Origin of the sequence: Paenibacillus chondroitinus NBRC 15376 (genome assembly GCF_004000765.1) — a bacterium.
Classification (GTDB): Bacteria; Bacillota; Bacilli; order Paenibacillales; family NBRC-103111; genus Paenibacillus_E; species Paenibacillus_E chondroitinus.
The window spans coordinates 69,724-91,817 of record NZ_BILW01000024.1 but is presented as its reverse complement, the minus strand read 5'-3'; the positions used below and the strand labels follow the sequence as shown (position 1 = coordinate 91,817).

The 22,094-nt window shown below is 47.4% G+C and carries 18 protein-coding genes; 13 read left to right on the top strand and 5 right to left on the bottom strand.

Going from position 1 to position 22,094, the window contains the following annotated elements:
• Nucleotides 1–33: 33 nt before the first annotated feature.
• The 3 genes from PCH02S_RS23455 to PCH02S_RS23445 all read left to right on the top strand — a co-directional run bounded on the left by PCH02S_RS23455 (nt 34) and on the right by PCH02S_RS23445 (nt 3,057).
• Nucleotides 34–333 (top strand): ArsR/SmtB family transcription factor, encoded by a 300-nt coding sequence (locus PCH02S_RS23455; RefSeq protein WP_127456519.1) that lies wholly within the window; start codon nt 34–36, stop codon nt 331–333.
• Between the two features lie 347 nt (nt 334–680).
• Nucleotides 681–1,847: an iron-containing alcohol dehydrogenase gene (locus PCH02S_RS23450; RefSeq protein WP_127456518.1), complete on the top strand. Its 1,167-nt coding sequence runs from the start codon at nt 681–683 to the stop codon at nt 1,845–1,847.
• A gap of 157 nt (nt 1,848–2,004) precedes the next feature.
• Complete coding sequence (locus PCH02S_RS23445) at nt 2,005–3,057, top strand: alpha/beta fold hydrolase (RefSeq protein WP_127456517.1); 1,053 nt, start codon at nt 2,005–2,007, stop codon at nt 3,055–3,057.
• A gap of 79 nt (nt 3,058–3,136) precedes the next feature.
• Here the strand turns inward: PCH02S_RS23445 and PCH02S_RS23440 are convergent, their stop codons facing one another.
• The 4 genes from PCH02S_RS23440 to PCH02S_RS23425 form a co-directional block, all read right to left on the bottom strand.
• The gene (locus PCH02S_RS23440; protein WP_127456544.1) at nt 3,137–3,553 is read right to left on the bottom strand and encodes an ester cyclase; all 417 of its coding nucleotides are present in this window, start codon (nt 3,551–3,553) and stop codon (nt 3,137–3,139) included.
• Nucleotides 3,554–3,856: 303 nt separating this feature from the next.
• Complete coding sequence (locus tag PCH02S_RS23435) at nt 3,857–4,840, bottom strand: electron transfer flavoprotein subunit alpha/FixB family protein (protein WP_127456516.1); 984 nt, start codon at nt 4,838–4,840, stop codon at nt 3,857–3,859.
• Between the two features lie 19 nt (nt 4,841–4,859).
• The gene (locus tag PCH02S_RS23430; protein ID WP_127456515.1) at nt 4,860–5,624 is read right to left on the bottom strand and encodes an electron transfer flavoprotein subunit beta/FixA family protein; all 765 of its coding nucleotides are present in this window, start codon (nt 5,622–5,624) and stop codon (nt 4,860–4,862) included.
• A 39-nt stretch (nt 5,625–5,663) separates the two neighbouring features.
• Nucleotides 5,664–6,251 carry a TetR/AcrR family transcriptional regulator gene (locus tag PCH02S_RS23425; RefSeq protein ID WP_127456514.1) on the bottom strand — a complete coding sequence of 196 codons (588 nt, stop codon included), beginning with the start codon at nt 6,249–6,251 and terminating at the stop codon, nt 5,664–5,666.
• A gap of 245 nt (nt 6,252–6,496) precedes the next feature.
• Between PCH02S_RS23425 and PCH02S_RS23420 the strand changes: the two genes are divergently transcribed.
• The 7 genes from PCH02S_RS23420 (at nt 6,497) to PCH02S_RS23390 (ending at nt 18,105) form a co-directional block, all read left to right on the top strand.
• Nucleotides 6,497–8,530: a (Fe-S)-binding protein gene (locus PCH02S_RS23420; protein ID WP_127456513.1), complete on the top strand. Its 2,034-nt coding sequence runs from the start codon at nt 6,497–6,499 to the stop codon at nt 8,528–8,530.
• Between the two features lie 37 nt (nt 8,531–8,567).
• On the top strand, nt 8,568–10,961 hold the full coding sequence (locus PCH02S_RS23415; protein WP_127456512.1) for a 3-hydroxyacyl-CoA dehydrogenase/enoyl-CoA hydratase family protein: 2,394 nt from the start codon (nt 8,568–8,570) through the stop codon (nt 10,959–10,961).
• A gap of 106 nt (nt 10,962–11,067) precedes the next feature.
• The gene (locus tag PCH02S_RS23410; RefSeq protein ID WP_127456511.1) at nt 11,068–12,249 is read left to right on the top strand and encodes an acetyl-CoA C-acyltransferase; all 1,182 of its coding nucleotides are present in this window, start codon (nt 11,068–11,070) and stop codon (nt 12,247–12,249) included.
• Nucleotides 12,250–12,372: 123 nt separating this feature from the next.
• Entirely contained in the window at nt 12,373–14,145 is a 1,773-nt protein-coding gene (locus PCH02S_RS23405; protein ID WP_127456510.1) for an acyl-CoA dehydrogenase family protein, read from the top strand.
• Between the two features lie 35 nt (nt 14,146–14,180).
• Complete coding sequence (locus PCH02S_RS23400; RefSeq protein ID WP_127456509.1) at nt 14,181–15,851, top strand: long-chain-fatty-acid--CoA ligase; 1,671 nt, start codon at nt 14,181–14,183, stop codon at nt 15,849–15,851.
• Between the two features lie 32 nt (nt 15,852–15,883).
• Nucleotides 15,884–16,300 carry a PaaI family thioesterase gene (locus PCH02S_RS23395; protein ID WP_127456508.1) on the top strand — a complete coding sequence of 139 codons (417 nt, stop codon included), beginning with the start codon at nt 15,884–15,886 and terminating at the stop codon, nt 16,298–16,300.
• A gap of 206 nt (nt 16,301–16,506) precedes the next feature.
• Nucleotides 16,507–18,105 (top strand): PucR family transcriptional regulator, encoded by a 1,599-nt coding sequence (locus PCH02S_RS23390; RefSeq protein WP_127456507.1) that lies wholly within the window; start codon nt 16,507–16,509, stop codon nt 18,103–18,105.
• A gap of 30 nt (nt 18,106–18,135) precedes the next feature.
• Here PCH02S_RS23390 and PCH02S_RS23385 read toward each other — a convergent pair whose 3' ends face one another.
• Nucleotides 18,136–19,005, bottom strand: a complete 870-nt coding sequence (locus PCH02S_RS23385) for a metallophosphoesterase (protein WP_164819707.1) — start codon at nt 19,003–19,005, stop codon at nt 18,136–18,138.
• A 180-nt stretch (nt 19,006–19,185) separates the two neighbouring features.
• On the opposite strand from PCH02S_RS23385, the gene ytxJ reads away from it, so the two are divergent.
• From ytxJ to PCH02S_RS23370, 3 genes are all read left to right on the top strand, one after another.
• The gene (gene ytxJ / locus PCH02S_RS23380; protein WP_127456505.1) at nt 19,186–19,527 is read left to right on the top strand and encodes a bacillithiol system redox-active protein YtxJ; all 342 of its coding nucleotides are present in this window, start codon (nt 19,186–19,188) and stop codon (nt 19,525–19,527) included.
• A 193-nt stretch (nt 19,528–19,720) separates the two neighbouring features.
• Nucleotides 19,721–20,602, top strand: a complete 882-nt coding sequence (locus PCH02S_RS23375) for a DMT family transporter (protein WP_127456504.1) — start codon at nt 19,721–19,723, stop codon at nt 20,600–20,602.
• Between the two features lie 74 nt (nt 20,603–20,676).
• Complete coding sequence (locus PCH02S_RS23370; RefSeq protein ID WP_127456503.1) at nt 20,677–22,002, top strand: MFS transporter; 1,326 nt, start codon at nt 20,677–20,679, stop codon at nt 22,000–22,002.
• Nucleotides 22,003–22,094: the final 92 nt, after the last annotated feature.

Below are 22,094 nucleotides of genomic sequence, written 5' to 3'. Positions count from 1 at the left end.
CATATTACAAACTTGCAATATATAATGGGTGACATGAACAATTCAATTGAGATTTTTAAGGCACTGTCCAACGAAGCGCGTATTCAAATTTTAGAATGGTTGAAAGATCCAACAACCCATTTTTCACCCCAGGAAGGGGCTGACCTTATTACTGTCGGGGTATGTGTGAGTCAAATAACTGAAAAATTAAAGATGAATCAATCGACAGCTTCGCAGTACCTCTCAATGCTTCAAAGAGCAGGACTGGTTCATGCTACACGTTTAGGGAAATGGACCTACTACAAAAGGAATGAAGATGCTATCAATGATATTGGTCGTTTCCTTCAGAAATAACTATAAATCATACAGAAAACTGAATTCATTCTTAGAATTCAGTTTTCGTTAGAACTATCATATCGACAATTTGCAAAGTATAAATTTTTTTATTTTAATACATTTACAATTCGAAATATATAGATGTTTATTAAGGGGGTGATGTGCATAGAACTTGTGAACCGTGCTTTAAATAGTCATTTATTTTTGCATTTGGCCACACGTATTTGAATGTCATGCTTGTAATGCATTGACTTCATTACAGTTAAGTGCGTATGTCAAAATGCTTGGCGCAATCCTGCCTTATAAGGTGGATTAACTTGTAACAATAAAAAAATAAAATCTAACTTAAGAGAGGAATGTCTATTATGCAAAACTTTGAATTTCAAAACCCAACTAAGCTTTTATTTGGAAAAGGTCAAATAAGCAGCCTGAGAAAAGAAATTCCTGCTTACGGCAAACGCATCTTGCTAGTGTACGGTGGAGGAAGCATAAAAAAAATTGGATTGTACGATAAAGTTATCAATGAACTGAAGGAAATCGGCGCATTTGTCATTGAGCTGGGAGGGGTTGAACCGAATCCACGACTAACAACCGTGCAAAGAGGGATTAACCTCATAAGAGAAAATCAGCTTGATTTTATTCTTGCAGTGGGCGGCGGCAGCGTCATTGATGGTGCTAAAGCGATTGCCGCGGGTGTGCCATACGATGGCGACGTATGGGATATCGTGACTAGTAAGGTGAGTGCGCCTTCTAATTCCGTACCGATTGGCACAGTTATAACGATAGCGGGTACGGGATCAGAAATGAACGGAAATTCCGTCATTACGAATTGGGAAACGAATACGAAAGCATTTTTTAACTCTAATCATGTGCTTCCAAGATTCAGTATTTTAGATCCAGAGCTTACAATCTCTGTACCTCGGGATCAAACGGTATACGGCAGTGTTGATATTATGTCACATGTCTTCGAACAATATTTTCATGGTTCGAGCAATGCACCTCTTCAAGAAAGAATTGGTGAAGCGATTCTTCGCACCGTTATCGAGACCGCGCCTAAGCTAGTGAACGATCTGAACAATTACGAATATCGCGAAATCATGTTATTAAACGGAACACTGGCTTTAAACGGGCTAACTGCAATGGGTGTTAGTCCGGATTGGTCGACTCATCTAATCGAACATGCCGTATCAGCTGTCCATGACATCCCACATGGCGGAGGGATTGCGATAATTGCCCCGCACTGGATGGAACATGTCGCGGCCGTACGTCCAGAGAAAGTCGCACAGCTGGGTGTTCGTGTATTCGATCTGGATCCGGCAGGAAAAACCGATGCCCAATTAGCAGAGGAAGCGATTCAGTCTCTCAAGAAATTTTGGGAATCCATTGGAGCGCCTACGAAGCTGTCGGACTATGGCATCGATGACAAGGAAATTGAACTGATGACAGAAAGATCTATGCTCGCCGATCAAATAGGGAGTTATGTCTCTCTTTCAAAAGAAGATGTCAGAAAGATTTTGAGAAATTCTTTATAATGTAGTCAAAATGGGCTGTCTCAATAAGAGGCAGCCCTTTTATTAAGAATTCATATGGCAAATAGCTTAATGATGTTTCCCGTGATGTATATGGGTTATTGGGCTAGGGAAACTTAACTGCTGATGGCGAAATGATGAAGTGTCTGGAGGAATTGAGATGTCAGGAACTAAATTTAAGGCTCGAAAAATAGCAAGGCTGCTGACTGTAGCGCTAATACTTCTCCCTGTAAGCTTGGCAACCTACAAGCAAAATGTCGCAACGGCAACAGAACCGACATTTATTTCTGCCACTTCGGAATCGGGTAGTAACGATAATCAGGACGAAGAATTAGTTAAAACTCTTCCGGGTTTTCAGAATGGAACTAAATCGGTCAATGGAATCAAACTTCACTATGTTGAAGGCGGCAAAGGCGAACCGCTATTTCTACTGCCAGGATGGCCCGAAACGTGGTATGAATATCGTAAAATAATGCCTGAGTTAGCTAAGCATTACCATGTTTATTCCATTGATATTCGAGGAATGGGCAGTTCCGATAAGCCTACAACCGGCTATGACAAGAAAACGATGGCGTCCGATATTTATGCATTAATGAACGAGTTGGGCTATAAGAATATTTATATTGCAGGCCATGATATCGGGTCCACGGTTGCTTATGCTTTCGCAGCCAATTACCCGCATGCCACAAAGAAACTAGCCATGCTCGACATTTCACATCCAGACAACAACATGCTGAAGTTACCGCTCGTGGCACCATCTGGTTCGTACGATGAAAGTAATCCAGCGCGTGTAAAGTTCCCATGGTGGTGGGCGTTTAACGCTGTACCCAATTTGCCTGAGCAATTACTGCATGGTAAAAATCTAGACATAGCCTACAATTGGGCTTACGATTATTTATCCTATGACAAACCTGCTCTTACCCCACAAGAAAAAGCGATCTATCTCGCGGCCTATGCAAAACCTGATGCACTTCGCGCAGCTAATGATTGGTTTCGTACATTTCGCCAGGATATCGACGATTTTAATACATATAAAAAACTATCTATGCCGGTCTTGGGTATCTATGGTTCAACGGGCATTAGCGATCTAGGTCCTTTCCTAAAGGAAAATACAAGGAATCCTAAAGTGGTTGAACTTAAAAAAACCGGACATTGGATTGCAGAAGAGCAGCCTGAAGAAGTCATTAAACAGTTTAAGGAGTTTTTTCGATGACAAATAAAAACACATCGCGTCCCAATAAACGGGTGACGATGTGTTTTTTTGATTTTGTAAGCGTGGAAATAAGAGGGGATCAAGCATTTCGCTGAAGCTGCAAACGGATGCCTTCGCGGTCGATTTGAATCCAGTATTCGACGATTCGTTCGTTTTCGATGCGATAAACAGCGCTTGCGATTTCGATGATCGGTTTGCCTGTAGGCGCAAATCCGTCTACCTCGCCGATATGTGTGCCGGTTTGCTTCCAGCGTACATAGACACGATCATTCTGCGCGATCATTTCTTGAATTTCGAGCTGAAAATTACCGTAAGCGGCAATCATCTCCCTGACGTGATCCGCATAATTGGCCGGTGTGCGGTGAACGGTGGTTTCGTTTTCTCCCGTCATTTGATGGGCGAGCACGTGCTCAGCCATATAATCATGAGCGGCATCAGGTTGTATACCAGAGCGAGCTTTCGCAAAAAAATGTTGAACAACTTCGGTTGGGGTCATGGACATGATGAGAACTCCTAACATTCTGGAATGTACGATGAGTTTACTGGAACAGCAGAAGAATTTCAAGATAATAGTTCGTTCGGCGAACCACAAAAAGGAACTAGAGGGCGCTATTCAGGCTAAAACAGCCAAACGAGAGATCTAGGGGAACGGCAGGGCTCTACTTGCCCTGGAGACCTGCTAATCCACCCCGAAACGGGGAATTAGCGGATCACAGTTCCCTAAGATCGCCGTTTGGCTGTTTATGCAGCAAATAGCGACCTGCAGTTCCCACTCGAGCGATACGGATTAGCAGAGCAGCTACTTCAGCAGCTGCCGGAACTCCTCGGTCAGCAGCGGCACGACCTCGAACAGATCGCCGACAATGCCGTAGTCGGCTACTTTAAAGATCGGCGCCTCGGCATCCTTGTTAATCGCGATGATGACGCGCGAGGAGCTCATCCCCGCAAGGTGCTGGATGGCGCCGCTAATGCCGCACGCGATGTAGATCTCCGGCGTCACCACTTTGCCGGTCTGGCCGATTTGCATCGCGTATTCGCAGTAGCCCGCGTCGCAGGCTCCGCGGGATGCCCCGACAGCGCCGCCCAAGACGGCAGCCAGCTCTTCGAGCGGCTGGAAGCCTTCGGCGCTGCGCACGCCCCGTCCGCCGGAGACAACGATCTTGGCTTCTGCCAAGTCGATGGCGCCGGACGTTTTTTTCACTACCTCCCGAATGATGCTGCGCAGGGAGGGGGCCGGGTAGGCAACATCGATGACCGAAGCCTGACGCGTGGCGTCTGGCGCTTGGGGGGCGATGTTGTTCGGTCTGATCGTAACGACCCATGGGCCATCCGGGTCGGTAAACGCTTTCTTCTCAACGGCTTTGCCAGCGTAAAGCGGCCGGGTGAATTCCACGCGATCGCCGCTGCGCGAGATCGCCGTTACGTCCGACAGCTGGCCGGCACCAAGCTTCGCTGCGGCCAGTGGTGCCAGATCTCGGCCAGCAGCCGTATGGCCGAAATACAAGGCAGCTGGCTTCACAACGCCAGTTACGGCTAGCAGTGCGCTCGCATAAGCTTCCGAGTTGTAGTTATCAAGAGCAGCATCTTCAACAACATAAATGGATTCTGCACCATATGCAGCAAGTTCGCTTGCCAGAGCTTTGGTGCCGCTCCCGCCAATGAGTGCAGCGTGAATCGCATCGCTTTCCGCAGCAGATAACTGAGCAGCGCGTAAGGCTTCAAAGGATACTTGGCGCAGCTTGCCTCCGCGAGCTTCGGCGACAACGAGAAATGTTTTAGCCATGATCGTAGCCTCCCCTTCGTTAAATCACTTTGGATTCGTTGCGTAACGCTTGAACAAGCTCCGTCACCTGCTGCGCGATTTCGCCTTTGAGAATGCGGCCGGCTTGGCGTTCAGGCGGCAGTGTTAATTCAAGTCTTGTCGTCTTGGCGGAAGCTGAGCCAGCGCCTTCAATGTCATCAAGGGTTAAGTGTTGAAACGGCTTTTTCTTCGCTTTCATGATGCCCGGCAGGGAAGGGTAACGAGGCTCATTCAAACCTTGCTGTGCAGTGAAAAGAGCAGGGAGCGGAACCTCAACGACTTCAATGTCCCCTTCCGCATCACGGTGGGCAACCGCACCGCCACCAGAGATTTCAAGTTTTGTAATGGATCCAACATGGGGTAAATCAAGAAGAGAGGCTAACCGAATGGCCACTTGTCCAGCACCATTGTCTACAGAGAAGTTACCGCCTAGCAAGAGGTCGTAAGATTGACTGCGCAGGTATTGTGCTAAAATTTCAGCAACCTCGTATTCATCGCCTTGAATGCGCCCATCGGTGATAAGAACAGCCTCGTCTGCCCCCATAGCCAGTGCGGTACGAAGGGCTTCAGCCGTCCTGTCGGGACCGACGGAGAGCAGGGTGACTTTACCCCCGAATTCATCTCGCAGCTGAATAGCCTGCTCCACAGCGTATTCATCATAAGGATTGATAACGAATTTGGCGCCATCCTCTTGAACGCTGCCTGCTTGCAGAACAATTTTCTCCTCTGTATCAAAGGTTTGCTTCAATAATACAAAAATGTCCATAGCCAAGCTCCTTCCTGAATATACATGTTATACAGACCCTTAAGCCTCGATGCCTTTTATGAAAAAGTTAACCGTAGGGCCGACTTGAGCGGTTAAGGAATACTTTTGCCCGGAGATGAGCCAGGAGGTCACAACTTCATCCATGCCTCCAAAGATGAGAAGCCTTACAAGTTTGGCGTCAAAATCTGCGCGAAAGCTCCCGTCTTGTTTGCCTCTTTCTAATATATTTTCAATGAGGATAATATATCTCTTGAGCGCAAGGCCAATTTCTTTGCGCAGCTCCAAATCGCTTTGTCTCAGTTCAATTTGCGTAAGAAATGCAAGATTGACATTCCCTTCAAGCTCGCTGAAATGAATTTCACAAACTTTATAAAGGGCTTCTTTCGCACTCATCTGTTCGTTGACGCCAGTATTGAATTTCTCAACAAGTTCGCCCAATTTCTCTTGGAACAGACTGGTCAAGATATCCTCCTTCTTTTTGAAATATAAATAGATCGTTCCGTCAGCCACACCGGCTTCCTTGGCAATTCGGGATACTTGTGATTTGTGAAAGCCGTTCTCTGCAAATACTTTCAGAGCGCCTTCGAGAATGGCGTAATACTTGTCTGGTTTTTTGCTACTTGTCAAGGAGATCACCTCGGTGTTAAGATACAATTATCGGTGAATGAATACTCATTCATTTTTGTAATTTCATCATAAAATACGTAGTACGCCTTGTCAACGACTTATTCAGCTTATGAAGCAAGTAAGAAAGTTAGCCGGCTTACACGAACGATCAAGCATTTTTCAACTCTGGAAATAGGGGCATATGGAACTTGCTTTTTTACGATGTTTCCATGTAAGCGCTATCTTTTTAGGTGAGGAGGTTCTCTATGATTGGTTCGCTCATTCAGTTTGTATTGTTTCTAGCGGTTACCGGTTATGCGTTGTTCTTATTTGGCCGAATTGTGTACCACCGATATTTGTACATCCAGTTAGGTAAATCAGTGAATTTGAAGAAAGAAGCAAAAGCCCGTTTGAAGGAGTTTGCCATTCAAGTGTTTGGCCAGACGAAACTGTTGAAGGATAAGAAAAGCGGAATCATGCACATCGTTATTTTTTATGGTTTTCTTATTTTACAGTTAGGAGCGCTTGATCTGATTCTAAAAGGATTAATCGGCCGTGGGCTGCCAATACCCGGGTACGAATATTTTACTTTTATCCAGGAAGTGACGGTTGCGCTGATTCTGCTGGCTATGGGGTATGCGACTTATCGCCGTTATGTTGAAAAGCTCAAGCGACTAAAACGGGGGTGGAAGCCCAGCATTGTCGTGTTCTTCATCTTTTTCCTCATGTTATCCGTTGTGGTCAGCGGAGGTTTTGAACGGGTGCGAGAGGGGCAGGGAGCTTCCGGTTATGCGCCTATTTCATCCGTTTTTGCCGGGATGTTTAATAGTCTTTCGCACACGGGGGCGACCATCGGATTTTATGTCAGCTGGTGGATGCATTTGCTGATCTTGCTGTCTTTTCTGATCTATGTTCCGCAATCCAAACATTTTCATATCATTACCGCTCCTCTTAACATCTTGCTACGGCGCACAGAGCCTACCGGCAAACTGGCTTCGCTTGACTTGGAGGATGAAGAGGCGGAATCGTTTGGTGTCGGCAAAGTGGAGGATTTTACGCAAAAGCAGATGCTTGATTTCTACTCATGTGTAGAGTGCGGGCGCTGCACGAATGTATGCCCAGCCAATACGACCGGCAAGCTGCTTTCACCCATGCATCTGATTACGAAACTTCGTGATCATTTGACAGAAAAGGGGGCAGCTATCACATCCAAATCGCCGTGGGTTCCGGCGGCAGCATTCGCTGCACATAGCGGGAATAACCCGCTGGAGGTGGAATTGATCGGCGGTGTCATTACCGAGGAGGAGCTATGGGCTTGCACAACCTGCCGCAATTGCGAAGATCAATGTCCAGTCGGCAATGAGCATGTAGATAAAATTGTAGATCTGCGCAGACACCTGGTGTTGACACAAGGCAGTATGCCGCATGACGGCCAGCGTGCCCTGCAAAACATTGAGCGTCAAGGGAATCCATGGGGAATTTCCCGGAATGATCGCGTGAAATGGGTGAAGGAAGTAGATCCGGGAAATGAACTGAATGTTCGTACGGTGAAGGATAATCCCGATTTTGAGTATCTCTTTTTCCTGGGATCAATGGGGTCTTATGATAACCGCAGCCGTAAAATTACGCATGCTTTTGTGAAGCTGATGAACGAAGCCGGCATCTCCTTTGCGATATTGGGAAATGAGGAGAAAAATTCCGGGGATACCCCCCGCCGTATGGGGAATGAATTTCTTTTTCAACAGCTGTGTGCCGACAATATTGCGACTTTTCAAAAATATAACGTTAGGAAAATCGTAACGACCTGCCCGCACACGTATCATATTTTCAAAAATGAATATCCCGAATTTGGCCTGGAGGCCGACGTTTTTCATCACACCGAACTGCTTGATGTTTGGGTGAAAGAAGGCCGTTTGAAGCCGCAATACGAGGTGCATGAACGCATCACGTATCATGATTCTTGTTACCTGGGCCGTTACAACGAGGTGTATGAGGAACCACGCAGCATCTTGCGTGCAATTCCAGGGGCCGTACTCGTGGAGCAACCGCGTTCCCGTGAAAACAGTATGTGCTGCGGTGCCGGAGGCGGCATGATGTGGATGGAAGAGACCGCCGGCACACGCGTTAATGTAGCGCGCACGGAGCAACTGTTGAGTGTGAAGCCGACGGTGATCACCTCAGCCTGTCCCTATTGTTTAACGATGGTGGAGGACGGCACGAAGCTGAAGGAGGTAGAGGAGCAGGTTAAAGCGCGAGATATCGCTGAAATTCTAGCCTTGTCTGTATTTGGAACTGCGTAAGACAGTCTGAAAATTTCATGTAGGAGGAAATTTCCATATGACAAAGATTCGTACTGCTGCCGTTATCGGCTCCGGTGTGATGGGCTCCGGCATAGCTGCCCATTTGGCAAATGCAGGCATTCCCGTTTTATTGCTCGATATGGTGCCGACCCAATTGCTGCCGCAAGAAGAAGCCGCAGGATTAACGCTGGAGCATCCAAAAGTACGGAACCGTCTTACGGTTAGCGCGATGGATAAGCTCAAAAAGACGAACCCGGCCCCCTTATACAGTGAGGCTTTCATCGAGCGACTTACACCAGGCAACTTGGAAGATGATTTGGCAAAGCTTGGCCAAGTAGATTGGATCATTGAAGTCATCGTGGAAAATTTGCAGGCGAAGCAGCAGTTATTAAGCCGTATTGAAACGGTGTGGAAGCCTGGGACGATCGTCTCGTCAAACACCTCCGGTATTTCGATTCATGCGATGACCCAGAACGTAGGCGATGAATTTAAAAAACATTTCTTAGGCACTCATTTCTTTAATCCTCCTCGTTATATGAAGCTTCTGGAAGTCATTCCAAGTCAATACACGGATCCGGCGATTATTTCTTTCATGACAGAGTTTTGTGAGAAAAGGTTAGGGAAGGGCGTCGTGCAAGCCAAGGATACGCCGAATTTTATTGCCAATCGGATTGGCACTTACGGGCTTCTGGTTACACTGCGCGAAATGATTGCCAACGGGTATTCCGTTGAAGAAGTCGATGCCGTGACAGGTCCTGCTATGGGCCGACCGAAAAGCGCGACATTCCGAACGCTGGATCTCGTCGGTCTGGATACTTTTGTCCATGTCGCGAATAACGTGTTTGGTCTTGTAACAGATCCGAGCGAGAAAGCTGTTTTCGACACACCTGCTATTTTACAGACCATGGTGGAAAAGGGCTGGATCGGGGAAAAGACAGGTCAAGGCTTTTATAAAAAAGTGAAAAATGAAGCTGGAAAAGAAATCCATTCGCTAGATTTAAACAGCATGACGTATGCCGCAAGCCGGAAAATTAGTTCAGCCTCTCTTGAAGGAGCTAAGCAGGCAAAAGGCGCAAGCGGCAAGCTTAAGGCGCTGCTAGGCGGCAAAGACCGATACTCGGAGCTGGCGTGGAACATTTTGAAACCGGTGCTGCTGTATTCGGCGGCAAAATTGGATGAGATCGCAGACTCTATCGTAGAAATCGATAATGCGCTCAAATGGGGATTTAACTGGGATTTGGGGCCTTTTGAAACATGGGATGCTATTGGACTTAAGCGTTCTGTTGAGCGAATGGAAGCGGAAGGCAGCGAGGTGCCGGAGTGGGTTAAAGCGTGGATTGCTGCAGGCAACGACAGCTTTTATACAAATAAAGAAGGGCAAAGCTTTTACTATTTAAAAAATGAGTATAAAGGAATTGAATCAAGGCCCGAATTGATCTCTCTGGCAGCTTTAAAGCAGCAAAAGAAAGTCATCCGTTCGAATAGCGGCGCAAATTTAATTGATATTGGAGATGGAGTTGCCTGCCTGGAGTTTCAATCTCCAAACAACGCCGTAGGCGGAGATATTCTTACGATGATTCAGCAGAGCGTAGATGAAGTTCGCAGCAATTACCGCGGGCTTGTCGTCGCAAACGAAGGGAAAAATTTCTGTGTCGGCGCCAACTTAATGCTTCTGCTTATGGAAGCGCAAGACGGTGAATGGGATGAAGTGGACGGTATTATCCGCTTATTTCAAAATTCCATGATGAAGCTCAAAGGCTTGGATAAACCGGTGGTGGCAGCGCCTCATAAAATGACGCTCGGCGGCGGCGTTGAAGCTTGTATGCCGGCCGATCAAATCATTTTTTCAGCGGAGACATATTATGGACTCGTTGAAGTTGGTGTAGGCTTGATTCCTGCCGGTGGCGGCTGTAAAGAACTGGCGCTCAGGGTGAGCTCGCTGGTGCGCGATCCTGAAGTGGATTTACAACCATGGATTAATGCTAGTTTTGAGACTGTGGCGATGGCCAAGGTGTCGACAAGCGGGCATGATACGAAACGCCTCGGGTATATGCGGCCACTAGATACGGTTGTTATCAACCCGGATCATCGGATTTATGAAGCCAAACAAGCTGTTTTGCGCATGGATGCGGCAGGTTATACTCCACCTGCCCGTGAGAAGATTCGCGTTGTCGGCGAAAATGGCAAAGCGGTCATGCAAGTTGGCGCGTACTCCATGAAGCAAGGCGGCTACATCAGCGACCATGATGTACTTATCGCGAACAAGTTAGCGCATGTGCTTGCAGGCGGTAATGTGCCGGCTGGCACGCTGGTTACTGAGCAATATTTGCTTGATTTGGAAAGAGAAGCTTTCCTCAGCCTGTGCGGGGAGTTGAAAACACAACAACGTATGCAATATATGCTTTCCAAGGGAAAACCGCTGCGTAACTAAGCGGTGTAAGCGTAGGGAGAGATGAATGGAAATGTAAATAGGAACAAAAATTCAAACGGAAATTTATAAAGTGCATGCCTTACTACTCTAATTGAGGTGAGAAACGATGAAGGAAGCAGTCATTGTATCGATTACGCGCACCGCCGTCGGACGCGCGAAGAAAGGCAGCTTCGCTCAAACGAGAGCGGAAGATCTGGGCAAAGCCGTCTTGGAGGAGGCTGTGCGGAGGGCTCCTGGCCTCGATAAAGGCGACGTTGACGATATCATCATCGGCTGCGCGATGCCAGAGGGCGAGCAAGGGCTTAACTTCGCCCGCACGATGTCGCTTTATGCGGGCTTTCCGGTGACCGTGCCGGCGATCACGGTCAATCGCTTTTGCTCCTCCGGGCTGCAGGCCATCGCTTATGCGGCGGAGCGCATCATGCTGGGCCACGCGGAGGTGATCATCGCCGGAGGCGTAGAGAGCATGAGCCACGTCCCGATGACGGGCTTCAAGTTCTCGCCGCATCCGCAGCTTGTTGAGACGATGCCCGAGGTATTCATGGGCATGGGGCATACGGCCGAAGCTGTTGCGCAGCGCTTCGGCATCTCGCGCGAAGCGCAGGATGGCTTCGCAGCGCGAAGCCATCGGTTGGCGGCTGCGGCGATTGCAGCCGGCAAGTTCGTGGATGAGATCGTGCCGGTGGCTACGAGCGTGAAGGGCCTTGACGAACGCGGCAAAGCGTTTGAGCGTTCGTTTGTTTTTGCCGCGGATGAGGGCGTTCGCCCCGATACATCCGTGGAAGTGCTTGCCAAGCTGAAGCCTGCGTTCAGCTTGAACGGCACGGTGACGGCGGGCAACGCGTCACAGACGTCGGACGGCGCCGCGGCGGCCGTGCTGATGAGCCGCGAGCGCGCGGAGGCGCTCGGGTTGAAGCCGCTCGCGACGTTCAAGTCTTTCGCGCTTTCCGGTGTGGAGCCGGAAATCATGGGGGTTGGCCCGGTGAAGGCGATTCCGAAGGCGCTGCAGATGGCGGGGATCACGCAAGATCAGGTGGATCTGTTTGAAATCAACGAAGCATTCGCTTCGCAATGCTTGCATATTATTCGCGAGCTCGGATTGAACGAGGAGCTGGTGAATGTGAACGGCGGCGCGATTGCCCTCGGGCATCCGCTTGGATGTACCGGCGCGAAGCTGACAACTTCATTGATTCATGAGCTGCAACGACGCGGTGGCGGTTATGGCGTAGTATCGATGTGTATCGGCGGAGGGATGGGCGCTGCTGGAGTATTCCAGGTGCATGCTTGACCGGTTTAATTAGCTGCAATTCCAGTTAAGCATCGTTGGCAGACACTTTCAGCTCTTGCACTTGTTCCAGCACTTTCATCATTTATTAACCCTTGTCCAATTCATTCTGAGGAGAGATGAACCATGTCAGATAAAGTTGTAGGCGGCAGTTTTGTCATTTCAGATCTCGATTTCCACAATATCGTGACTCCGGAGGATTTTACGGAGGAGCATCGCATGATCGCGGAGACGACGCGCGATTTTGTAGCGGGCGAAGTGCTGCCGAATGATGAGCATATCGAGAAGCTTAATTACGATTTGACGGTTAAATTGATGCGAAGCGCCGGTGAGCTTGGCTTACTCGGGGCTGACGTGCCCGAGATCTATGGCGGTCTTGGACTGGATAAGGTTAGCTCCACGATTATTAGTGAAAATCTGGCACAAGCGTCTGCTTTTGCTTTATCGATTGGAGCGCATGTTGGAATCGGAACGCTTCCCATTGTATTTTTCGGGACTCCTGAGCAAAAGAAAAAATACTTGCCGGATCTCGCAACAGGCGCCAAGATTGCGGCTTACTGTTTAACCGAGCCAACATCCGGCTCCGATGCATTGGGTGCAAGAACGACTGCGCGCCTTTCTGGTGATGGCAAACATTACCTGTTAAATGGCTCCAAACTGTATATTACGAACGCGGGCTTTGCTGACATTTTTATCGTGTATGCCAAAATTAATGGAACGGATTTCACGGCGTTTATTGTGGAAAAAGGCGACCCGGGTTTTACGATGGGACCGGAAGAGAAAAAGATGGGGATTAAAGGCTCTTCAACCAGACCGCTCTATTTTGAAGATGTCAAAGTTCCGGTGGAGAATTTGCTTGGTGAAATAGGGAAGGGTCACCTCATAGCTTTTAACATTTTGAATATCGGCCGCTACAAATTGGCTACGGGGTGTTTGGGCGCATCCAAGGAAACGATCGAATTGTCGGCCAAATATGCGAATACGCGCCAACAGTTCAATACGCCGATATCCAAATTCCCATTGATCGGGAAAAAGCTGGCTGAAATGAATATTCAAACCTTTATGCTGGAGAGCATGGTTTATAGAACGACGGGACTGATGGATCACATCCTGAAAGACATTGACCATACAAGTCTGGATGCCGGCAAACACTCGGCGAAGGGTATTTCTGAATACGCGTTGGAGTGCTCGATTAATAAGGTGTTTGCATCGGAAGTTTTGGATTTTGTTGCTGATGAAGGCGTACAAATTCATGGCGGATACGGCTACATTCAGGAATATAAAGTAGAACGCATTTATCGCGACTCACGGATTAATCGCATTTTCGAGGGAACGAATGAAATTAACCGTCTGCTTATACCGGGGACATTAGTGAAGAAAGCGATGAAAGGCGAGCTGCCTTTGATGCAAAAAGCGCAAGCGCTGCAAGGAGAATTGCTGTCGATCGTCCCGGGCCAGACGTTTGAAGGCACACTTGCCGAAGAGGCGCATTTGATCTCGATGGCGAAGAAGATTTTCTTGATGGTTGGCGGACTTGCCGTTCAGAAGTATGGCATGGCCTTGGAGAAAAATCAGGAGGTCTTAAGCAATTTAGCTGATATCATGATTCAGATTTTTGCGGGAGAGAGCGGACTTCTGCGTACGCAAAAGCTGATTGCCAAAAGCGGAGAAGAGAAAGCGAAAAATGCGATTCAAGTGACAACCGTTTTCGTGCATGAAGCTTTTGATAAAATTGAGGCATACGCGAAGGAAGCGCTAAGTACGATGGAAGAAGGAGATGTTCTTCGGACGCAATTATCGATTTTGAAAAAACTATCAAGACGCAGTGCTGTCAATACAACCCAGCTGAAGCGCGACATCGCCGCACGTGTTATTCAGGGTGAGAAATTCATCGTCTAGTCATCCGTGGGAAGAACCTGAAGGGGATGGTTTGTATGAGTGAGGCAAAGCCTTGGCTGCGTCATTATCCAGAGGAAGTGGCGCCGACGTACGAGTACCCTAAGATTAACCTTGCACGTTTGTTGGTAGATTCCGCGCATAAGTACCCCGACCGACCAGCCTTGCACTTCCTTGGTAAAACAATGCGTTATCATGAGGTGCTTGATGCGTCTTATCGCTTTGCAAATGTTCTGAAGGAACTCGGTGTGTGCCAAGGAGATCGTGTATCGATCATGCTGCCCAATTGTCCGTCCGCCATTATCGCCTACTTCGGAACGCTTATGATGGGCGGGATCGTCGTGATGACGAATCCGCTGTATATGGAGAGAGAGCTGGTCCACCAGCTCTCCGACTCTGGGGCAGAGATCATTGTTACACTGGATTTATTATTTAATCGTGTGCAGAAGGCTAAAGCGCAGACGTTGATTCGACATGTCATTGTGACATCGATTAAGGATTATCTGCCTTTTCCGAAAAATGTCTTATATCCGATTAAAATGAAAAAAGAAGGCGCAAAGCTGGACGTTGCTTATGGCGAAGGCGTGTACGCTTACAAGAAATTGCTTCGGGCTGCTTCAGCGAAACCTATTTGTGTGGAAGTTGATGCGGATACGGATATTGCCTTGCTTCAATATACGGGAGGTACAACTGGTGTTTCGAAGGGGGTCATGCTGACTCACACGAATTTGATCGCCAACACGTATCAGACGACAAAATGGTGCTATAAAATTCAAGTGGGCGGAGAGCGGTTCCTGGGAGCGATTCCCTGCTTCCATGTGTTTGGTTTAACGGTTTTGCTGAATCAATCCATGCTGCAGGCAGGTATGCTGATTCTGATCCCCAAATTTGATATCGACCTTATTTTAGAAACGATTAATAAGATGAAACCCACGATTTTTCCTGGAGCACCTACCATGTACATTGCAATTATTAATCATAAACGGGTCAAAGAAGTTGATATTTCGTCCATAAATGTCTGTGTAAGCGGTTCGGCACCACTTCCTTTAGAAGTTCAGGAACGTTTTGAGGCTTTGACTGGAGGTAAGCTCATTGAAGGGTACGGGTTAACGGAGACCTCCCCGGTTACGCATGCCAATCCCATTTGGGGTTATCGTAAAATCGGTTCGATTGGTGTTCCTTTACCCGATACTTCAGCGAAGGTTGTTGATGTGAATACCGGCGAAGAATTGCCGATCGGGGAAATCGGTGAATTGCTGATCAAGGGCCCGCAGGTAATGAAAGGGTATTGGCAGCGAGAGCTTGAAACGGCGATGACCATTCGTGATGGTTGGCTTTACACAGGAGATATGGGACGCATGGATGAGGACGGCTTTTTCTCCATTGTCGACCGTAAGAAGGATCTCATCATTGCCGGAGGCTTCAATATTTATCCCCGTGAAATTGAGGAAGTGCTCTTTGAGCATCCGGCTATTTTGGAGGCGACGATTGTTGGGGTCCCGGATGAATACCGGGGGGAAACGGTGAAAGCCTTTGTTGTGCTGAAACCCGGAATGACGTTAACGGAGAAAGAGCTTGAACTGTGGTGCCGTGAACGCTTGGCGGCTTTTAAAATTCCACGGAAAGTGGAATTCCGCGATTCTTTGCCCAAGACGATGATTGGAAAAGTATTGCGAAGGCAATTACTGGAAGAAGAGAAAAAGGGGTAGCCCTTTACAAGGAGAAAGTGGAGGGGAATCCTATGGATAATGCTCAAGAGCGAGTGAATAGACGACTGCAGCAGCTGGCCGCAGCGGCGGAACCTACGTTTTGGGGATTTCTTGGTTGTGAATTTGTTGATCTGAAAGACGGTATCATTACAATTGCTTTAGAGGCAAAACCTCATCATTTGAATCCAATTGGCATTGTTCATGGCGGTGTTCTGTCCTCTTTGCTGGATAATGCGATGGGGATTGTCGTCATGACGGCAAGGCCGGAGGATAAGGTTGTTACAACGAATTTGAACGTTCATTTCGTTGCTCCGCTATATGAGGGGCGGCTGATTGTAACGGCTGAGCTTGTTCATCAATCCCGCAAAATGATTACGACACAAGGGCGAGTGATGGATCGCGAAGGAAATTTAGGGACCATGGGCACGGGAACGTTTCGTGTGATTTAATGGGGTAAGGCATTAGGACGAGGGGCATGTGCAAGCATGTCTCTCGTTTTTTGTGTATTTATGTTATAATAAATAACATCTCCAAGCGAAAAAGACATAAATTGTTCAAAAAAATTTAACCAATGTCATATAATCTAACACAAATCCATTGACTGTTTGGTCATGTCATCCTATAATCTGTAAAAAGGCATAAGGGGGGAAGCACGATGCATCTTACCATTCGTGAAGCATTATCCATTTATCCATTAACGGAAGCGAAGCTTGTAGCTGGCAAGCAAGGGGAATCCCGCATCGTTAAATCTGTCAATGTTATGGACGCGCCAGATATTGCGGATTGGACGAAATCCGGCGAGATGCTCTTCACCACCGCTTTCGCCATGAAAGATAGTCCGCAGGAGACCGTCAATTTACTTCGTAAATTAAATGATCGCGGCGCTGCCGGGTTAGGGATCAAGCTTGGCCGTTTTTGGACGGAGCTGCCGCAAGTTGTTGTAGAGGAGGCGGACCGGCTGCATTTTCCAATTATTGAGATGCCCTTCCAGTTTACTTTTTCTGATCAAATGAACGCCTTGTTCAATGCGGAATACCGCCGTAACACGAAGCTGCTGCAATCGGTGCTGGAAAAACAGACGAGGTTGATGCAATTCGGTTTGAAACAGGACAATATGGCGTCAATGTTCCAATTACTCAGTAATATTCTTGGATATCCCATGGCTGTCGTTGGGGCCAGAGGGCAAATTCTATATAATACAAGCGCGTGGAAGCAAGAGCAATTAGCTCAGAACTGGCCGAAGAGAAAATGCGGCTGGGTCTACTCGAACAAAGACCGCGCGTACCGGGTAGGGCTCTACCATCAGGATGATGAGCTCCTGGGCCATTTGCTGATCATGCCGGATGCCGTGCTTCTGGCCAATGTCGAGGAAGGTTTATTCCAGCAAGCGGCAGACATCTTAACTTTTCATATGAACTATACGTTTCGGTCACATGTGGAGGCATCAGCGGAGCGTGATTTGCAAAACTCGCTGTACCGCTATTTGGAAAAAGGGACGTCGCTTGAAGAGTTCCTGGAGCAGGCAGAGGGTAGAGGGTTAACGCTCTTTACAGGTGCTTACCAATGTGTGATAAGCAAAAGCAAGCCGGAAGGGCAGTTAGATGAACAACACCAGGGGAGAATGAAGCGGCTGAAAGAGTACATGGAGCTGCATCCCAAATCGAATCTGTTGCGCGCAAATCATTTTATACTCAAAGATCTCATGTTTTCCATTTATTCCTCGACTCAGACGGAGGGTTTCCCGGAAGATGAGTTGGCACAGCTTCTGATCAAATATGCAGGAGATTCAGGCTGTCGGGAGGAAGCCGGCGAGATGGTGTTCTATACAAGTGCCATGAAAAGCAAGCCAACAGCATTAAGAGAAGCTTACATGGAATGTATGGAGACACAGCGAATGGCCAATAAGCTCGAGTTGTCGGATCGCGTGGTTCACTATGAAACGATTGAGTTCGCTCATTTGTTCCAACATGTGTCGGTCAATATGATGGAAGACTACTGTGCCAAAGTATTGCGCCCGCTCTTGGAGAAGGATGCCGAATATTCGCAAGAAATGATCCGAACTTTGGAGGTCTTCATTCGTAATGACGGTCAAGTTAGCGAAGCGGCCAAGCAATTATTCATTCATAGAAATACCGTTACCTACCGGTTAGAGAAGATCAGTGATCTTTTGCAGGTGGATTTCAAGAAAGTTAATGATCTGTTGAAGCTGAAAGCTGTTTTCTTATTCCGTCAATTTTTGCATGTCAGACAATAAATCCTGAACCCTGAGACGCTGTGTAGGCGCTCAGGGTTTTCGTTTTTCTAACGTGATCACGGTGATTTCAGGTCTGCAAAGGAAGCGGAAGGGGAGAAACGTTGTGCCGATCCCCCGATTCGTGTAGACAAGCAGCTTGGAATCAGGTACTTCGTAAAGCCCCATTACGTATTTTTTACCTTGAAGCGGCGTAAAGAGCGCACCTACGATAGGCAAGCGAACCTGTCCTCCATGAGAGTGGCCGGATAGCTGCAAATCGACGGGTTGTCCGATGACTTGATTAGCGAAATCGGGACAATGCGAGAGCAGGAGTGTGAACATTTGAGCATTGGTGCCTTGGAGGGTTTTGACGATATCAGGGGAGCCGGTAAGTCGATCTTCAACACCTGCGATCTGAATGGATTGTCCTTTGTAGGTAATCTTCTTACAGGCATTAAGCAGCGTTTGAAACCCGCCGTTTTGGAGGATTGGCAGCGTATAGTTTTTATCGATCCATTTATCATGGTTGCCAAGTACGGCCCATTTGCCGAGTGGTGCTTCTAGGCTGGCGAGGAGATTGCTCGTTAACGTTTCGTCTTCTGTAATCCGGGCATCGAATAAATCTCCTGTGAAAGTTAGTATATCTGCTTTTTCACTATTAATAAGGGTAACGACACGTTCTAAATCCTTTAAATTAAAATGATGACCTATATGTAAATCGCTGAACTGTAAAAGCTTAAGTCCATGGAAGCCATTGGGCAGCCGTTCAAATGATAAGGTGATTCTCGTAATATCGTACCATTTGGTTTCGATAAAGCTGGAATAACTGCCAACAAGACCTCCGGAAGCCAGTAAAGAACCTGCAAGCAGAACGCCTTTTTTTAGAAATGTTCGTCTTGACACTGGGGGTGTTGGTTCCATTATGTTCCTCCTAGTTCCAAAGCTCATTTTATATCTTGATTATAGCAATAAGCCTGCTCTGTTTGCGAATCTTGCGAGGTTTGGCTAGGTCTGTTTTGGTCTGTCTATTGTCTGGCGAGTTGCATAAGCAGCTTGGTTAATTTATAATAATTTCAATGTAATGCGAAGGGAGAGATTGGAATGTCAGCATGGAAAGAGCTCACAACGGTTGATCAGTGGCAGGAAGTATGGGATCGTTCCTCCGATAAACCGGCGGTCGTTCTGAAACACAGCACAACTTGTCCGGTAAGCGCAAGCGCGCTTGATGAATATGAACAATATTTGTCAGGGAAGCCGAACGAAGGTGTAGATTATTACTTGGTTAAGGTCATTGAATCTCGCCCGGTTTCTAACCAAATCGCGGAGGATCTGGGCATCAAGCACGCATCACCGCAAATTCTTTATTTTAAAAATAAAGAGTCTATCTGGAATACATCGCACTGGTCTGTTACAACCAAGCATATAACGGCTGTTTTAGACTAACAAAACGCTGGATTTAAACACAAAGCCCGTGGAGGCTGCCTATTTGTATTAGGCGGATCGCCACAGGGCTTTTTTGCTTATGGGACAATAATTGAACAATGTCTAAAAAAGATTGGCAATAGTGGCATCCTCCTATATAATAATTTGGTGTTTGGCAACAACAAGGTAACTATGCAGCAAGGAGTTTTGCAAGATGAATGCAATGAATAAAACGAAAGTTCCAATTCCTGTTTTTTTGTTAATCGGTATTATCGCAATCTCATTTTCGGCTATTTTTGTGAGATGGTCCGATGCACCTGCCGCAGTCACGGCTATGTATCGATTGTTGATGACGAATGTGCTTATGCTGCCTTTTCTATGGAGTTATCGGTCAGAGATTACTAGAATTCGTTTGAGAGACTGGTTGCGGACGGCAGCTTCCGGTATCGCTCTTGGGTTGCATTTTCTATTTTGGATGGATTCTCTGCGATTTACGACGGTTGCCAGCTCAACAGCGATTCTCACGTTAGAGCCGATTTTTGTGCTTGTCGGTGCGTTTCTGCTTTATGGACAAAGAACCAATCGCGCGGCTGTTTTGGCGATGTGTGTGGCGATCGTAGGCGCCATTTGTATAGGTTGGGGAGATTTCCAATTTTCAGGTGCAGCATTGAAAGGTGACTTTTTATCCCTCATCGGCACCGTTGCAGTTGCCCTGCATATGCTTTGGGGCAAAAGCCTGCGAGAGCGGATTTCCGCTTTCGTGTACAGTTTCTTTGTTTTCCTGTTCGCTGGACTCGTACTTGCCGTCACGAATGTGATTACGGGAACTTCATTCACAGCTTATCCAGCGAAAGAGTGGGGCGTTTTCTTGCTGCTTGCCGTCATTCCAACGGTCTTCGGCCACTATGTATTCAATTGGCTGCTCAAGTATATGAAGGCATCCTCCGTATCGATGACCGTTCTGGGCGAACCGCTTGGCGCGACGATATTGGCTTATTTTTTACTCGGGGAAAAGATTACTGCCATCCAGCTTTTGGCGGGTTGCCTATTGTTAATTGGCGTAGGTTTGTTCTTGCGCAGCAACGAGAAAAAGTAATTTTTCAACGCATTAATTGAACGAAGGTGAAATACGAGGCTCGGCAGATTTGTTTTTCCACTTGGAGGGATCACGTGAGATTTCGAGATTTTCATCGTAATGTTAAATTAAGAATCGGCCTTTCTTTTATTTCCGGTACCGCGAACAATATGGTGCTTCCCTTCATGTCCATTTATTTTTCTGGAAAATTAGGTGATACGAGCGCTGGGCTTGTTGTCATTCTCGGCATTCTGGCGGGTGTCATCGCAGGAATTGTAGGGGGCTATTACGCGGATCGAATAGGCCGCAAAAAGCTGATGCTTACCGCAGAAATCGGTTGGATGATCTGCTTTATGGGGATGGCTTTGTCTAATTCGCCGTGGTTGTCGTCCCCGTGGATGACGTTTGTACTGATGATTTTCGTGAGCATGTTCTGGGGTGTTCATGGACCCGCCAACGATGCGATGCTGCTCGATGTTACAGCTCCTGATATTCGCAAATATATGTATGCCATTATGTACTGGATGAACAATTTATCGTTCGCAATTGCTGGTATCGCAGGCGCGTTTTTATTCAAATCCTACCTGTTTGAGTTGTTTATTGGCTTATCGGTTATCGGCTTGATATCGCTAATTATCACCTACTTCTTTATTCATGAGGCCTACCAGCCGAAACCCTTATCCGGTCGTGGAGGAGTGGGGGGCAGCTTTCAAGGGAAGACGTCCATGTGGTCCAATTACAAGCTTGTGCTGTACGATAAAACATTCATGATCTTCACAATAGCTTCTTTATTGTTGGTCTCTGTAGAGTTTCATCTAGGTAACTATGTCGGTGTGCGATTGGAAAAAGAGATGATATCCGCTTCGCTTATCCCTTGGATGGAGTCATCCTGGACCGTTGACGGTCTCAAAATGTTAGGGTTTATCCGCACCGAAAATACCGTGCTCGTCGTTGTGCTTTCCGTTCTTATGGGAGTTTTGATGCGGCGTTTCTCAGATAGCAAAGTGTTGTTTATCGGCTACACCTGTTACATTCTGGGCTATAGTTATTTAGCTTATAGCAATCAGCCTTGGCTGTTGATGTTATCGATGTTCATTGCAACGGTTGGCGAATTGATGTATGTGCCGATTAAGCAAGCGTATTTGGGTAATATTGCTCCCGACCATGCAAGAAGCTCTTATATGGCTCTTTATGGGATGGTCTACAAAGGAGCAACACTGCTTGGCGGTGTCGGCGTGATCCTTGGCGGTTGGATGCCGTCTTGGATGATGGCAACGCTCATTGGGATTAGCGGAGTCCTTGGCATGGGGATGTTTTACGCGATCTTGGCTCAGCTTGAAGAACGAAAAGATAAGGCGGAAAAGAAGCACAGGGAGGCAATGGCAACTGCTGCAGCTTCGGCTTCTGGCGTTACGGCTTGAGCCATCTATTTCAGCTGGGGCGAGCCAAGCTAATCGCTCGGAAAAAAAGGGGCTGTCCCTCAGGACTTTCATGTCCTGTAGTGACAACCCCT